The following is a 14,333-nucleotide window of genomic DNA, read 5'->3' as shown; positions in this document are numbered from 1 at the left end:
GACTATGCCCCGGGGAGTCCGTCGTACTGCCGGACAAAGAGCACTCCTCTTCCAAGCCACGTTCTTGAGGGGTGAGCGTAACCCCCCGCCGCGCGTCCGTCCGGCCTAGCCCCCACGGAATCTTGACCACCACCACGCGTAGGATTCTACAAGCCTGTAGATTCGGGAGCTGCGCCCCTCTAACACGCAACACATGCCACGCAACAGCGAGAAGGAGATGGACATGGGACTGTGGGACCGGTTCAAGGACTCGGCCCAGCAGATGCAGGGTCAGCTCATGGCGAAGAAGAACGAACTCAAGAGCGGGGCGTTCCGGGACGCGAGCATGGCGATGTGCGCCCTGGTCGCCGCGGCCGACGGTTCGATCGACCCGTCCGAGCGGCAGCGGGTGGCCCAGCTCATCGCCACCAACGACGTGCTGCAGAACTTTCCCCCGGAGGACCTGCATCGCCGCTTCGAAGAGAACGTCAACAAGCTGACCGCGGACTTCGCCCTCGGCAAGGTCGGCGTCATGCAGGAGATCGGTAAGGCGAAGAAGAAGCCCACCGAGGCATGGGCTGTCGTGCAGATCGGAATCGTCATCGGCGGCGCCGACGGCCACTTCGACGAGAATGAGCGGGCCGTCGTCAAGGAGGCGTGCTTCGCGCTGGACATTCCGCCCGCCCAGTTCGACCTCTGAGCGGCACCCCTGACGGCGGCGGGTCCGGCGACTGACGGCCGGGCCTGCCGCCAGGGCTGCGGAACACTGACCGAAGGCATGGCAGGGGGGATTTCCAAGGTGGAGCAACAGATAGACCCAGGTGCCGACATTCCCGGCCACCACCTTCAGGTCTTCCTGAAAGCGCTGGCCAGCAGTACCAGGCAGCAGCTGCTGCGGCACTTCGCCGAAGGTGCCGAGCTGACGGTCGGCGAGGTCGCCGAGCAGGCAGGGATCGGCCGTTCGACCACCTCTGAGCACCTGGCCGTTCTCCGGCGCGGAGGACTCCTCCAGTCGACCCGTGACGGCAAACTCGTGCGCTACCGCACCGACAAGGAAGGCATCACCCATCTCCTCGGCGAGCTCCAGGCATACCTTTTGAGCTCCCCCGAGCCGCGAGACGCGCCCCCTTCACGCCACTTGCACCCCTGAGACTCACTTCTACACTTGTGTAGATTGCGTTCGGCTCAACGGAGGGCCCAGGAGGAGAAACATGGGAGTTTCCCTGGCCAAGGGCGGCAACGTCTCACTCAGCAAGGAGGCGCCGGGTCTCACTGCCGTCATCGTCGGTCTGGGCTGGGACGTACGGACGACGACGGGCACTGACTACGACTTGGACGCCAGCGCGCTGCTGTGCGGCGGATCCGGCAAGGTTGTGTCCGACAAACACTTCGTCTTCTACAACAACCTCACCAGTCCGGACGGTTCGGTGGAACACACCGGTGACAACCTCACCGGTGAGGGCGAGGGCGACGACGAGGCCATCAAGGTCAACCTGGCCGCCGTTCCAGCGGACATCACCACGATCGCGTTCCCGGTCTCGATCCACGACGCCGAGGCACGCGGGCAGAGCTTCGGTCAAGTCCGCAACGCCTTCATCCGCGTGGTCAACCAGGCTGACGGCACCGAGATCGCCCGCTACGACTTGACCGAGGACGCCTCGACCGAGACCGCCATGGTCTTCGGCGAACTGTACCGGCACGGGGCGGATTGGAAGTTCCGCGCCGTGGGGCAGGGCTACGCCTCGGGTCTGCGCGGCATCGCCCAGGACTTCGGCGTCAGCGTCTGAACTGCCCGACCGCCTGGCCCGGCCGCCCGCAGCGCGGCCGGGCACCTCCGTTTCCGACCGGGGACGCAGGACCCGCTTCTCATCCAAGGAGCATCCGTACGTGACCGTGAACCTGTCCAAAGGACAGCAGATCAGCCTCAGCAAGTCCGACGGAGAAGCCCTCGGCGTGGTCCGGATGGGCCTCGGGTGGCAGGCTGCCCGACGCAAGGGTCTTCTCGGCAGGTTGATCGGCGCACGCGACATAGATCTCGACGCCTCCGCGCTGCTCTTCATCGACCGCAAGATGGCCGATGTCGTCTTCTTCCAGCACCTGCGAAGCGATGACGGATCCGTACGCCACGACGGGGACAACCTGGTCGGCGGGGCGGGCCAGGGAGGTGACGACGAGAGCGTCATCGTAGATCTTCAACGCGTCCCCCCAAAGGTCAACCAGATCGTCTTCACGGTGAACTCCTTCACCGGCCAGAAGTTCCAGGAGGTCCAGAACGCCTTCTGTCGCCTGGTCGACGAGAACACCGACCAGGAGCTGGCCCGCTACACCCTGACCGGTGGCGGTCAGTACACGGCGATGATCATGGCCAAGGTCTTCCGGTCGGACAGCGGCTGGCAGATGGCGGCTATCGGCGCGCCCTCCCACGGCCGGACATTCGAAGACCTCCTCCCCGACATCGTCACCCAGCTGTAGCGGCCCGGCCGAAAAACGCCGGTTCTCGTCTGCTGGGGGAACTTTCTCTACAGTGGTGTAGTTCTTGCGGTCGGCCGCGGGCGCGGCCACCGGCCCGCCATGGCGGGCCGGCCAGTATCCGGAGGACGAAATGGCTTCGATAGACCTCGGCACGATGGTGGACAAGGCGTGGGCGGACAAGGAGCTCCCGGAGATCCTTGCTGCACCCGTCTCGGCCCTCAAGGGCGTGTCGGACCGTCATGGCGAGCTGCTGAATGAGGCATTCGGCATCAAGACGGTCGCTGATCTGGCCAACCTCAAGTACTTCCAGTGGGCGTCCGTACTCGCCTCGCTGGACAACGCCACCAAGTAGTCCGTGCGTGGCCGCGGTGGTGCCCGGCTGGCCCGGACCGCCACCGCGGCCGTCGTACCGGACGACGAACTCACGAAGGAGAGAACGCCACGATGGTGTTCAAACGGCTGCTCGGAGCGATCGGCGTGGGCGCCCCGTCGGTCGACACAGTCCTCGACGAAGGCCCCGCCCTGCCCGGCGGCACCCTTTCCGGTCAGGTCCACATCGAAGGCGGCCGGACGGATGTGGAGATCGAGCACATCACGCTGGAGCTGGTCGCCCGGGTCGAGGCCGAGCACGAGGACGGCGAGAGCGAAGGTGTCGTCATCTTCGACCGCACGACGGTCGGCGGCGGCTTCCGGCTCGCCGAAGGCGAGCGGCGCAGCGTGCCGTTCACGCTGTCCCTTCCCTGGGAGACCCCGGTCACCGAGCTGCACGGACAGCCGCTGGGGGTGGTCCTGGGGGTGCGAACCGAGCTGGAGGTCACCGGGGCGAAGGACAAAGGCGACCTGGACCCGCTGCGGGTGGGTCCCCTGCCCGTACAGGAGGCGGTCCTGGAAGCGCTTGGACAGCTCGGGTTCGGCTTCCGCTCCGTCGACCTGGAGTTCGGCCACATCCATGGCACCGGGCAGACGCTCCCATTCTACCAGGAGATCGAGCTCGCCCCGGCCCCGCAGTACGCCCACGCCGTCAACGAGATCGAGGTGACCTTCCTCGCCACCCCCGCCGGCATGGAGGTCGTCCTGGAGGCGGACAAGCGCGGCGGTCTGTTCTCCGACGGCCACGACGCCCTCACGCACTTCACCGTCACCCACGACAGCGTCGCCCACACCGACTGGAACGCCGAAGTGGACGGCTGGATCCGTCAGTTGGTGGAACGGCACGGCCCCGCGGCGGGTCACGGTACTCCATACGCCCCGGCCTACGGACACGACATGGGCGGCCACGGCCACTCCCACGAGCCGCACCACGACCCCCATCACCGCTCCGGCCCCAGCACCGGCGCCGTCGTGGCGGGTGTGGCTGCGGGTGTCGCGGTGGGTGTCGTCGGCGGCATCGTCGCGGCTGAGGTCGTCGACGAGATCGGGGACGCCTTCGAGGACGAGGAAGAGGAAGAGTAGAACGATCGGGCACCGGTGGGCGGCGAGTCAGTAGCCCCCGGATGCCTCAGAGCGGGGTCGCCGCCGCCAGGACGACGAACAGCGCGACCGCCGCGTTCGCGGACGAGAAGGCGGAGGCCGCCGTACCGGCCGCCGCCGTCCAGGCCGCAAGACCCACCGCCGTGAACACCGGCGGCCACCCGCTGGGCGGCACAGGGCCGAGCAGGGCAGCCACCCGCCGGGGCACCGGCCCCGGCACGGCGAACCCCAGCAGCGTCGCCACCGGCGTGCCGTGCGACACCAGTGCGGCCTTGCCGACGGCACGCGCCACGGCTTTCCGGTCGCCGACCGCCAGCGCCGCCTCCTCGTCCGCCCAGCGCTCAGCGCTGTACGCCACCGCATCCCGCAAGGGGACCAGCAACGGATTGGCCCGCGCCGCCAGCTGCGCCAGCAGCAGATGGCGGTGGTGGCGCGCGAGGAGGTGAGCCCGCTCATGGGCGATCAACGCCGCGCGCTCCCCGGAATCCAGACAGGCCAGCATCGCTTTGGAGACCACGATCCGTCCCGGCACACCCCCGGTATGGGCGCCGCCAGGAAGCGCGTAGGCGTACACCCGGGTATCGGGGAGAACTGCCACGGGCGCGTCCGGCATGCCGGACAGCGCGCGGTGAGCCTCCCGCCGTACCCGAAAATGCCTCCGCAACAACGCTCCGCACGTGGCACCCACGACGGCCAGGGCCCCGATGGCAGACTTCCCCGCGACCTCGTCGTAGGGCACCGCGGCGCGCACCTCCGGGTCCGACCACCCGTCCGGCAGCGGGTTCCCCGGGAGCTGCGCGGTGCCGACGACCACCAGCAGCATCAGGCACAGCGTGCTGCACAGAGCGAGCACGCCGCCGACGGCCGTCAGCAGCCGGGTAGCGCTTCGGGGGTGCAAGTGCAGCTCCGCCAAGCGGGCGATCGGCAGCGCTGTTAAGGGCAGGACGAGCGGCAGAAAGACGAAGATGCCCATCGGTCAGTCCTTCGGATCGGCCTTCGCATCGCCCAGCAGATCACGCACGAGTCGCTCGTCCTCCGGAGTCAGAGTGGTGAAGAAGCTCGCCAGTACGGCTTCCCGATCGTTCTGTCCGTCCAGGACGCGATGCATCCGCGAGGCGGCCATCCCTGCCTCGTCCGACGCGGCTTGCCACAGGAACGAACGGCCGACTCGTTCACGGGTCACGGCCTTCTTGACGTGCAACCGGGAGAGGATGGTCATCACTGTCGTATAAGCGAGATCTCCGCCGAGCCGTTCCTGCACCCACACGGCCGCGACCGGGCCCGGCGCCTCCCACAGCGCCCCCAGCACCTGCGCTTCCAACTCTCCCTGGCCGCGGCGGCGCGGTCGCGGGTCCTGCCGTCCCTGATCTCTCACCCCGTCTCCCTCCGCCCGAACCGTGGAGCCCGGACAGTTAGCCAGCCCATCGTACTGAGTCACCCCCCGAACACCCCGATCACGTTCCATGGGGCGGGAAGGAATCTGAGTCGTGCCCCGTACAGCGAGCACGGTGCTCATCCAGAGGACGCGGCGGCGTTCAGGTTGAGCTCAGGTCCCGGACGTCACATGCCCGACCAGGCGGGAGCGGAGCAGCAGAAGCGCTACGCAGTGTCGCATGGCTGGTCACTGCCGGCCGCCCCGGGGATCGGAGGGCATGAGCGCGAACCGATCCATGCGGTGGGGTCCGCGCTCGACCTCCGCGGTTGTCCAGCCGTCCGCGAGAGCGTTGAGAAGTAGCGCGGAGTAGGCGGCGTTCTAGTGAGTGTCGCCAGTGTGCCGCACGGTTCGCGCCGCAGGTCCCGGGCTGCTCTCTCTTCGGGCCGTTACGTGATGCCCCCCTGCGGCGATCAGGCCTGCTTGTACGACCCGATCGTGATCACTCCCTGGCGCACCAACTCCTCCACGTAGGGATTCGGCCGCAAGGCCGCCCCGTAGGCCCACTCCATGACGTCCAGTCGCCACGGGGCATCGCGGTAGTCCAGAGACCGGAGATCCGCCACATGCCTGGCTACTTCGGCGGCTGAGGGGCGGCTGCTCAGTACCCGTTGTGCCACTGAGGCGGCCGCGGCAACCCTCAGCGGGTCGGCCCACAGTCTTCGTTCCGCCATCCGGCCTACATACCGGCGCGACCGCAGATTGCACAGCAGCGCCGGGTCCTCTCCGCTGCGGCGGAGCATGACGGGCGTCACCAGCATGATCATGACCGCGGTCAGGGAAACGAGCTGTCTGTCGTCGACGGTCGCGCTTCCGTCGAGCCATGTGCTGATTCTCGTCTGCAGCCCGAGCACCGCTTCATCGCTGACAGGCAGTGGACGGTGCATAGTGATCGGATATGCGCAGGGCCCGTCGTGCCCGTACCTGCGCCGTGCGTCTTCCACTCGGGCATCGCAGGAGCGGTCGAGCGAGAGGTGTCGGCCGAAGCGCACCGGGGACAGACAGCGGACGCACTCGGTGGCCATGTAGACGCGATGCCGGAGACAGGCGAAGTTCCAGGGGAGCATCCAGCGCAGCGGCCAGCGCATGTCGTCCTCACGCAGGCACCGTGCACACCAGCGGGCCTCGTGGTCCATAAGCCAGGCGGACGAGCTCCACTGCCGGACGGCCGCACCGTCAACCCAAGGGGAGACCGGCAGGTGCGGCAGGGCATTGCCCGCGTAGCGGGCGAGAGTCATGCCATGGAGGACGGCCTCGCTGATACCCGTTTTTCTGCTCAGGCGACGTACGGACTGCTCGGAGAGCCTGGTCTGAGCCATGGTCAACGCGCCGTCCCGGCTGAGCTGAAACTCTCTTAGGAGTGCCCGGGTTTCCACGCCCGAGTGCCGTGCCATGGCGTTGATCCAGCTGGCCAGGGATTCGTCCGCAAGTGGCTGAAAGGCCGTGTCGGCGGTGCGCTGACCCGGTACCGCGGCCCGTCGGGTTCGTGGGGTGGAAGGTCCCATACGCAGATCCTGGAGCGCCGCGGCAGTGCCGAACCCCCCGTCGACGTGACACCACCGGTGTGAGTGACGGCTCCCCGGAAGCTACTGACTTTTCAATGAGCGCCGTAATCCAGACAGTCGTCACGAGGTGCAATTCGAATAGCACAACCGCATCGTTAGACCATGACTGCCTCACCGCACGCCGAAGCGCGCCGGTTTGTGCTCCCGGTAATGCTCGATCCGTGTACGCGGCGGATCCTGCTCGTGCGGACCTGCGGTGGTTCGAGCGCTTCCTGGACCGTGCCCAGAGTGCGGATGCACGCGGACGTGACCTGCCGCCGAGCAGCGGTGCGCTATCTGCGACGGCGGCTGCAGTTGCCGCCGGTTCGCATCGCTCCCGTCATCGGGCGGCTTTTCGCGATCGATGATGTGGAGAAGCCCGGATACATCGTCCTCGTATTGCCCGCAACTGGTGAGTGGAGCCGCAGGGCAGGCCAGATACTCGGGCCCGCCGCCCGCTGGTGGGCGCCGACTGCCCTCCGTACGGGGGTAGTCCTGGTGAAGCCCATCCAGGTGATCGACCTTGTCGATGGCTACTGGGAGGGGTGGCTGCCCGATGGGGAGCTCTCGCTTGTTTAGAACAGCCGTTCACGTTGCTTCCGCTCTCCACACTGCTTGGCCGCAGCGCCCGGGACACGAGCGTGTCGAAGGTTCAGCTGCTCACCGGGCTGCCGAGACATTCCGTCCCGCGTCAGGGAAGGAGTTGGCGTACCAGCGCGTCTGCGGCCCACTGCTCCCAGCCTGAGGGAGACCAGCCGCGGCGGGTGAGGAGGAGATCGTAGGTTTCCGGGTCGAGAACGGTCAGCGCGATATCGGCTTTCGGGAGCCTGACCGCCAGCGACGTCCATTCCTGGATCCACTACGTCAGCGTCACCGAGCCCGAAGCCCCATCATGACCCCCGGACAGCACGGTGAGAGCCTCGTGCGCGCTGCCGTCCGTACCTCTGGTTCTTCCCGGTGTCTGTGGTGGTGACCAGTCAGCTGTGGCTGTGGGACGTGTATGGCTCCAGAAAGGCGTCAACCGTCGCGGACCGCAGCCGGTTCCGGCCCAGCAAACCTCTTGGTCCCGTGCCAGAATCGGTCCGTGCCTGCTCCCGCGCATAGGCTGACCAGCTCGGCGGGAAACGATCATCATGATCGCGGGAAGCGTTACCTGCTGAGTCGGCGTCGGCCCTGATCAGGGCATTTTCGTCGGTGGCCCACCAGCCAGTCGGAGCGGGCCTCTTCGGAGTGACAAAAGTCGCTCGGGAGGGGTCCGCTTCGCGTTTGACTGCGGATGTGCCGGCAGTGTGCTGACGGAAGGACCGAAGGGCCTCCCCAGGTGGGGAGGCCCTTGTTGGTATGCCCGGCATGGGCGATTGCTTGGGGGTGGAAGTCCCCTGGGGGAAGAGGTGGTGCTACCGGTAGTTCGTTAAATCCGGCGGTGGTGCGGGTTGACGGCAGGCCGGGTTGGTCGTAGGCCGGTGGTAGGAGTCAACTACCTGGCTGGGGGCTGAAGATGACCGCTCGCCGTCCGTGTCCGCCTGCGCCGGGGCCGTTGGAGGACTATGCGGCGCGGTTCGACGACCTCTTCTTCAGTCTGGCTCAGCGGCGGGGGTTTCGCGAGTACCTGACGGGACTGCTGGCACCACGGGAGCGGAACAAGACGATCACATGCCTGGCAGGGGCGGAGCCGGTGGCGGGTGCGGGGACGGCGGGGGTGCAGCGGCTGCAGTTCTTCCTGTCCGAGTCCCCTTGGGAGGCCGAGCAGGTCAACGACCGGCGGCTTGAGCTGCTGCGTGAGCAGTCGGCGACGGCTCCGCACGACGGCGGGGTCATCGTGATCGACGATTCCGGGGACCGTAAGGACGGCACGGCCACCGCGCACGTGGGCCGACAGTGGCTGGGCCGGTACGGCAAGACGGACAACGGCATCGTCACGGTGACCACGGTGTGGACCGACGGCCGTGTGTACTACCCGCTGCACGCGGCTCCCTACACCCCCGCCCACCACTTCACCCGCAGCCGCTCCGACCCGGACTTCCGCACGAAACCACAGCTGGCCGCTGCCCTCGCGGCCCGAGGGAAGGAGGCCGGCTTCGGCTGCCGGGCGGTGGTCGCCGACTGCGCCTACTCGGTCAGCGACGACTGGTACCTCGCACTGCGCGAGGCCGGCCTGGCCTACGTGGTCGCGCTCAAGCCGCACCGCGGCACCTGGGCTCCGGCCGACCAGCCGCACACCCCCATCGAAGCCGCACACTCACTGGCCTGGCGCGATGCCAGGCATCCAGGCGACTGGATGCCCGTGGAACGTCACTTCCGTGACGGGCACACCGAGACCTGGTGGGCGGCTGATGCCCGCCTGGGCGGCTACGGCCCCGACTCTCCCTGCCGGCTGGTCGTGGCCACCACCGATCCGGGCAGCCTGCCGGAGAAGGCCACCTGGTACCTGGCCACCAGCCTGCCCCACCCCGACACACCCCACGCTGCCACCGGCCCGCACCCGCCGGCGGGCCTCGCCGAGATCGTCCACCTCTACGGACTGCGGCCCTGGATCGAGCAGAGCTACAAACAGATCAAGGACGAACTCGGCTGGGCCGACTTCCAAGTCCGCTCCGACCGCGCCATCCGCCGCCACCAGACCCTGGTCAACTGCGCCTTCTCCTTCTGCTGGGACCAGTGGTTCGCCCCACCGGGACCCCTGGATGCCACCGCGCCGGACCCATGCCCCGACGACGGGCCAGAGAGGGGGATCAACCGAACCCCACCAGCCCCAACAGCCCTGCTGGCCCAGGGCCTTACGGGCCATCCGGTCCTGGCTCACCCCCGCCATCACCCTCACCCGGTGGTGGCGAGCCTGGACGGACACAGACCCACCCTCAGAGCTCCAGGCCCTGATCGACGCGGTCACCACCGGACACGGCATTGACCTCTACCGCCGGATTTAACGAACTACCGCTACTGAGGTTGAACTCGTGATGTCGCTGGGGTGCTCAGGCGGGTCGGATGGTCAGGCCGGTCTCGGCGAGGCAGCCGTCTATGAGGTCGCTGCGGTACTGGATGTGCCGTAAGCCGCGTCGGATGCGGTGGACGAGGTGTTCGGGAGTGCTGAAGGCGACGTTGGAAAGCCAACCGCGCCGCAGCAGTGACCAGATCCCTTCGACGGGGTTGAGGTCGGGTGCGTAGGGCGGCAGGTAGTAAATGGTCAGCCAGTCCCGGACTGCCGCCCATTCCCGCAGGTCGGCGGCTTTGTGGACGTTCAGGTTGTCCCAGACGAGAACGATCGGGCCGCCGAGCTGCTGGTGGGCGGCGATCAGCAGGTCCCGGTACTCGCGCCAGGAGAAGCTTTTGCGTCCGTCGCGCGGGCCGTCGTCCCGGCGCGGCCGGTAGATCAGCCGGGACCGGTGGCCGGGTTTGTAGCAGGTCAGCGCAGCGATCGATATCCGTCTGCGCGAACGGCCGCGGACCCGCACCACCGGGGTCCGGCCGCGCTGGGACCAGGTTTTCGCCTGCGGCGGCGTCATGGAGAATCCGGCTTCGTCCTCAAAGACCAGCCAGGCTCCACTCACCGCCGCGAGCCTTCCGCGCAGGGCCACACCTCCTTGACCCACCCGGCCACCGCATCGTCGTCCCGCTCCATCGCCCGTCGGGCCGGGACCTGGCAGGACCATCCGTTACGGACCAGCAGCTTGCGCACGCCCTGGACCGTGTAGGTCAGGTGGAAGCGGCGGCCGATCACCGTCTTCACGCGGCTCAGGGTCCACCGCTGGTCTTCCCAGCCGTGAGCGGCCGCCCCTTTGGCCAGCTCTGCCTCCAACTGGGCGAACTGCTTATCGCTCAGTCGCGGCAGCGACGCCGGCCCCTGCGACCGCAGAGCCCGCGGACCGCCCTCGTCCCACACCTGCCGCCACCGCTGTACCGAGCGGACGCTGACGCGCAAGTCCTTGGCGATCACCGAGCTCGCCTCACCCTGGGCGAACCTCTCAGCCGCCTTCAGCCGTAACTCCTCGCGGAACTGCTGCCGTTCGGCGGTCAGCCCGCCCCCTTGTGGATACCGCATGTCCTGGTGATACCGCACAGACGACGAGCCGTCAGCCCCTACGACACCACGAGTTCAACCTCAGTAACGGTAGTTCGTTAAATCCGGCGGTGGTGCGGGTTGACGGCAGGCCGGGTTGGTCGTAGGCCGGTGGTAGGAGTCAACTACCTGGCTGGGGGCTGAAGATGACCGCTCGCCGTCCGTGTCCGCCTGCGCCGGGGCCGTTGGAGGACTATGCGGCGCGGTTCGACGACCTCTTCTTCAGTCTGGCTCAGCGGCGGGGGTTTCGCGAGTACCTGACGGGACTGCTGGCACCACGGGAGCGGAACAAGACGATCACATGCCTGGCAGGGGCGGAGCCGGTGGCGGGTGCGGGGACGGCGGGGGTGCAGCGGCTGCAGTTCTTCCTGTCCGAGTCCCCTTGGGAGGCCGAGCAGGTCAACGACCGGCGGCTTGAGCTGCTGCGTGAGCAGTCGGCGACGGCTCCGCACGACGGCGGGGTCATCGTGATCGACGATTCCGGGGACCGTAAGGACGGCACGGCCACCGCGCACGTGGGCCGACAGTGGCTGGGCCGGTACGGCAAGACGGACAACGGCATCGTCACGGTGACCACGGTGTGGACCGACGGCCGTGTGTACTACCCGCTGCACGCGGCTCCCTACACCCCCGCCCACCACTTCACCCGCAGCCGCTCCGACCCGGACTTCCGCACGAAACCACAGCTGGCCGCTGCCCTCGCGGCCCGAGGGAAGGAGGCCGGCTTCGGCTGCCGGGCGGTGGTCGCCGACTGCGCCTACTCGGTCAGCGACGACTGGTACCTCGCACTGCGCGAGGCCGGCCTGGCCTACGTGGTCGCGCTCAAGCCGCACCGCGGCACCTGGGCTCCGGCCGACCAGCCGCACACCCCCATCGAAGCCGCACACTCACTGGCCTGGCGCGATGCCAGGCATCCAGGCGACTGGATGCCCGTGGAACGTCACTTCCGTGACGGGCACACCGAGACCTGGTGGGCGGCTGATGCCCGCCTGGGCGGCTACGGCCCCGACTCTCCCTGCCGGCTGGTCGTGGCCACCACCGATCCGGGCAGCCTGCCGGAGAAGGCCACCTGGTACCTGGCCACCAGCCTGCCCCACCCCGACACACCCCACGCTGCCACCGGCCCGCACCCGCCGGCGGGCCTCGCCGAGATCGTCCACCTCTACGGACTGCGGCCCTGGATCGAGCAGAGCTACAAACAGATCAAGGACGAACTCGGCTGGGCCGACTTCCAAGTCCGCTCCGACCGCGCCATCCGCCGCCACCAGACCCTGGTCAACTGCGCCTTCTCCTTCTGCTGGGACCAGTGGTTCGCCCCACCGGGACCCCTGGATGCCACCGCGCCGGACCCATGCCCCGACGACGGGCCAGAGAGGGGGATCAACCGAACCCCACCAGCCCCAACAGCCCTGCTGGCCCAGGGCCTTACGGGCCATCCGGTCCTGGCTCACCCCCGCCATCACCCTCACCCGGTGGTGGCGAGCCTGGACGGACACAGACCCACCCTCAGAGCTCCAGGCCCTGATCGACGCGGTCACCACCGGACACGGCATTGACCTCTACCGCCGGATTTAACGAACTACCGGTAACCCCGAGCCGGAGGCAACGGCGTCATCGTGAGGTGGGGTCGGGAGGAAGCCCGAGGCGAGACCTGGGCACTGAGGAACACGAACCGTGTATGAGGCGTGCTGGTCGGGTGAGCCCGCCGACGAGGGTGAAGCCCGTCACTGCCAAGAAGGCCAGTGCGTAAACGCGGCAGCGGTCCAGGGACAGTGATCGTTCTTATCCGGGGAGGTCTGTCCGGGTGTCGGTTGTGCTGAGGTGCCGCCGCGCCGACGGTCCGCACTGGAAGGTGCGGGCTGACCGGGCAGAAGTCAGCAGAGGTCGTAGTACCAGCCGGGGTGGCCGTGAGTGCGGCGGGCTGGGAAGGGCCGAACATCGAGTGGAACGGGTGATGTGATGTCTGCTCGTGCCGGGCACGATGACCGCAGCAAGTCCGCGTCAGTGGTGCCGTCCGGGGAGGGACCGGTGCATTCCGGCGATGTCCTGGCGGAGCGTAGTGTCCGGTCGGCGCGTCTCACGGAAGACGTTCACCGCGAACAGGAACCCGCCTTGTGGGAGTTGATGCTCTCGAAGGAGAACCTGCTCGCGGCGCTCAACCGCGTCGAAGCGAACCGGGGGGCTCCCGGGGTGGACGGGATGACCACGGCGGAGCTTCGTCCGTGGTTGCTGGTGCACTGGCCCGTTGTCCGGGCTGAGCTCGATGCGGGCACTTACCGGCCGGCGCCGGTCCGTCAGGTGATCATCCCGAAGCCTGGCGGCGGTGAGCGGATGCTGGGGGTGCCGCGGGTGCTGGACCGCTTGATCCAGCAGGCTATCGCGCAAGTGCTCGTGCCCGTTTTCGACCCGCAGTTTTCGGGGTCGTCCTTCGGGTTCCGTCCCGGCCGGTCCGCTCATCAGGCGGTCAGGGTCGCGAGGCGGGCGATCGAGGACGGCCACCGGTGGGTCGTGGACCTTGATCTGGACCGGTTCTTCGACCGGGTTCAGCACGATGTCCTGATGGCGCGGGTCGCGCGGAAAGTCAGTGACCGCAGGGTCTTGAAGTTGATCCGCAGGTACCTGGAAGCCGGGATCATGGTGGACGGCGTGAAGATGCCGAGTGCGGAGGGAACCCCGCAGGGGTCGCCGCTTTCGCCCGTCTTGTCGAACGTCATGCTCGACGACCTGGACCGGGAGCTGTTCAGGCGCGGTCACCGGTTCGTGCGTTACGCCGACGATGTGCGCGTCTTCGTGCGGAGCGAACGGGCCGCCCACAGGGTGCTTGCCTCGGTCACGGCCGTGGTCGAGCAGCGGTTGAAACTGAAGGTCAACCGGGAGAAGTCAAGAGTTGTCCGAGCGTCCGCCGCCATGCTGCTGGGGTTCGGCTTCTACTTCACCCGGAACGGGGTCAGGATCCGGATTGACCCGAAGGCGCTGGCGCGCTGGAAGGCGAAGATCCGGGAGCTGACCTCACGCCGGTGGAGCATCGCGATGGACGAACGGATCGCGAAGATCGACCGGTTCATGACCGGGTGGATGGGCTACTTCCGGATCTCGGATGCCTCCAGGGCGTTCCGGGACCTGGACGAGTGGTTCCGCCGCAGGATGCGGCAGATCCGCTGGAAGGAATGGAAGCGTCCCAGGACGCGCCAGGCCATGCTGCGAAAGCTCGGCATCAGCGAGCGGCTCTCCCGTGAATGGGGAGGCACCAGCAAGGGCTACTGGCGGGTCGCGGGGTCTCCCGTCCTTGCGCGGGCACTGCCCAATGCCTACTGGGACGATCTTGGTCTGCGCACGCTCAAGCCGACCTGGCAACGGTTGAGATCAGCTGGATGAACCG

At 67.9% G+C, this 14,333-nt stretch carries 15 protein-coding genes; 10 read left to right on the top strand and 5 right to left on the bottom strand.

Annotated features, from left to right (window positions below; translation table 11 throughout):
* The first annotated feature begins 223 nt into the window (after positions 1-223).
* From HUT19_RS19950 to HUT19_RS19925, 6 genes are all read left to right on the top strand, one after another.
* Positions 224-679, top strand: coding sequence for a tellurite resistance TerB family protein (locus tag HUT19_RS19950; RefSeq protein ID WP_176187077.1), 456 nt, complete (start codon positions 224-226; stop codon positions 677-679).
* 99 nt (positions 680-778) lie between these two features.
* Complete coding sequence (locus HUT19_RS19945; RefSeq protein ID WP_254885667.1) at positions 779-1,129, top strand: helix-turn-helix transcriptional regulator; 351 nt, start codon at positions 779-781, stop codon at positions 1,127-1,129.
* A gap of 61 nt (positions 1,130-1,190) precedes the next feature.
* Entirely contained in the window at positions 1,191-1,766 is a 576-nt protein-coding gene (locus HUT19_RS19940) for a TerD family protein (protein WP_176181776.1), read from the top strand.
* A gap of 100 nt (positions 1,767-1,866) precedes the next feature.
* Positions 1,867-2,451, top strand: a complete 585-nt coding sequence (locus tag HUT19_RS19935) for a TerD family protein (protein ID WP_176181775.1) — start codon at positions 1,867-1,869, stop codon at positions 2,449-2,451.
* Positions 2,452-2,581: 130 nt separating this feature from the next.
* Positions 2,582-2,803, top strand: coding sequence for a hypothetical protein (locus HUT19_RS19930; protein ID WP_176181774.1), 222 nt, complete (start codon positions 2,582-2,584; stop codon positions 2,801-2,803).
* A 92-nt stretch (positions 2,804-2,895) separates the two neighbouring features.
* On the top strand, positions 2,896-3,903 hold the full coding sequence (locus HUT19_RS19925; protein ID WP_176181773.1) for a sporulation protein: 1,008 nt from the start codon (positions 2,896-2,898) through the stop codon (positions 3,901-3,903).
* Positions 3,904-3,949: 46 nt separating this feature from the next.
* Here HUT19_RS19925 and HUT19_RS19920 read toward each other — a convergent pair whose 3' ends face one another.
* From HUT19_RS19920 to HUT19_RS19910, 3 genes are all read right to left on the bottom strand, one after another.
* Positions 3,950-4,894 carry a M56 family metallopeptidase gene (locus tag HUT19_RS19920; protein ID WP_176181772.1) on the bottom strand — a complete coding sequence of 315 codons (945 nt, stop codon included), beginning with the start codon at positions 4,892-4,894 and terminating at the stop codon, positions 3,950-3,952.
* Positions 4,895-4,897: 3 nt separating this feature from the next.
* On the bottom strand, positions 4,898-5,242 hold the full coding sequence (locus tag HUT19_RS19915) for a BlaI/MecI/CopY family transcriptional regulator (RefSeq protein ID WP_368661699.1): 345 nt from the start codon (positions 5,240-5,242) through the stop codon (positions 4,898-4,900).
* A gap of 524 nt (positions 5,243-5,766) precedes the next feature.
* The gene (locus HUT19_RS19910) at positions 5,767-6,858 is read right to left on the bottom strand and encodes a TniQ family protein (protein ID WP_176181771.1); all 1,092 of its coding nucleotides are present in this window, start codon (positions 6,856-6,858) and stop codon (positions 5,767-5,769) included.
* A gap of 162 nt (positions 6,859-7,020) precedes the next feature.
* On the opposite strand from HUT19_RS19910, the gene HUT19_RS19905 reads away from it, so the two are divergent.
* Both HUT19_RS19905 and HUT19_RS19900 read left to right on the top strand, forming a co-directional pair.
* On the top strand, positions 7,021-7,476 hold the full coding sequence (locus HUT19_RS19905) for a hypothetical protein (RefSeq protein WP_176181770.1): 456 nt from the start codon (positions 7,021-7,023) through the stop codon (positions 7,474-7,476).
* Between the two features lie 958 nt (positions 7,477-8,434).
* Positions 8,435-9,805 (top strand): IS701 family transposase, encoded by a 1,371-nt coding sequence (locus HUT19_RS19900; protein WP_254885339.1) that lies wholly within the window; start codon positions 8,435-8,437, stop codon positions 9,803-9,805.
* 64 nt (positions 9,806-9,869) lie between these two features.
* Here the strand turns inward: HUT19_RS19900 and HUT19_RS19895 are convergent, their stop codons facing one another.
* Both HUT19_RS19895 and HUT19_RS19890 read right to left on the bottom strand, forming a co-directional pair.
* Entirely contained in the window at positions 9,870-10,400 is a 531-nt protein-coding gene (locus tag HUT19_RS19895; protein WP_254886173.1) for a transposase, read from the bottom strand.
* Between the two features lie 41 nt (positions 10,401-10,441).
* Positions 10,442-10,936, bottom strand: a complete 495-nt coding sequence (locus HUT19_RS19890; RefSeq protein ID WP_176178559.1) for a winged helix-turn-helix domain-containing protein — start codon at positions 10,934-10,936, stop codon at positions 10,442-10,444.
* Positions 10,937-11,139: 203 nt separating this feature from the next.
* On the opposite strand from HUT19_RS19890, the gene HUT19_RS19885 reads away from it, so the two are divergent.
* Both HUT19_RS19885 and ltrA read left to right on the top strand, forming a co-directional pair.
* Positions 11,140-12,510: an IS701 family transposase gene (locus HUT19_RS19885; protein WP_254885339.1), complete on the top strand. Its 1,371-nt coding sequence runs from the start codon at positions 11,140-11,142 to the stop codon at positions 12,508-12,510.
* Positions 12,511-13,078: 568 nt separating this feature from the next.
* A complete protein-coding gene (ltrA, locus tag HUT19_RS19880; protein ID WP_217712253.1) occupies positions 13,079-14,329 on the top strand; it encodes a group II intron reverse transcriptase/maturase in 1,251 nt (416 codons plus the stop codon).
* The last annotated feature ends 4 nt before the right edge of the window (positions 14,330-14,333 follow it).

The sequence above is a fragment of the Streptomyces sp. NA02950 genome (assembly GCF_013364155.1).
Lineage (GTDB): Bacteria > Actinomycetota > Actinomycetes > Streptomycetales > Streptomycetaceae > Streptomyces.
This window is presented reverse-complemented; position numbering and strand designations above follow the sequence as displayed.

What these genes read in the sequence shown, in the direction of transcription:
- HUT19_RS19910 (WP_176181771.1), bottom strand. Translation starts at nt 6,858, where the DNA reads ATGGGACCTTCCACCCCACGAACCCGACGGGCCGCGGTACCGGGTCAG.
- HUT19_RS19950 (WP_176187077.1), top strand. Translation starts at nt 224, where the DNA reads ATGGGACTGTGGGACCGGTTCAAGGACTCGGCCCAGCAGATGCAGGGT.
- HUT19_RS19905 (WP_176181770.1), top strand. Translation starts at nt 7,021, where the DNA reads ATGACTGCCTCACCGCACGCCGAAGCGCGCCGGTTTGTGCTCCCGGTA.
- HUT19_RS19895 (WP_254886173.1), bottom strand. Translation starts at nt 10,400, where the DNA reads ATGACGCCGCCGCAGGCGAAAACCTGGTCCCAGCGCGGCCGGACCCCG.
- HUT19_RS19930 (WP_176181774.1), top strand. Translation starts at nt 2,582, where the DNA reads ATGGCTTCGATAGACCTCGGCACGATGGTGGACAAGGCGTGGGCGGAC.
- ltrA (WP_217712253.1), top strand. Translation starts at nt 13,079, where the DNA reads ATGCTCTCGAAGGAGAACCTGCTCGCGGCGCTCAACCGCGTCGAAGCG.
- HUT19_RS19940 (WP_176181776.1), top strand. Translation starts at nt 1,191, where the DNA reads ATGGGAGTTTCCCTGGCCAAGGGCGGCAACGTCTCACTCAGCAAGGAG.
- HUT19_RS19890 (WP_176178559.1), bottom strand. Translation starts at nt 10,936, where the DNA reads ATGCGGTATCCACAAGGGGGCGGGCTGACCGCCGAACGGCAGCAGTTC.
- HUT19_RS19920 (WP_176181772.1), bottom strand. Translation starts at nt 4,894, where the DNA reads ATGGGCATCTTCGTCTTTCTGCCGCTCGTCCTGCCCTTAACAGCGCTG.
- HUT19_RS19925 (WP_176181773.1), top strand. Translation starts at nt 2,896, where the DNA reads ATGGTGTTCAAACGGCTGCTCGGAGCGATCGGCGTGGGCGCCCCGTCG.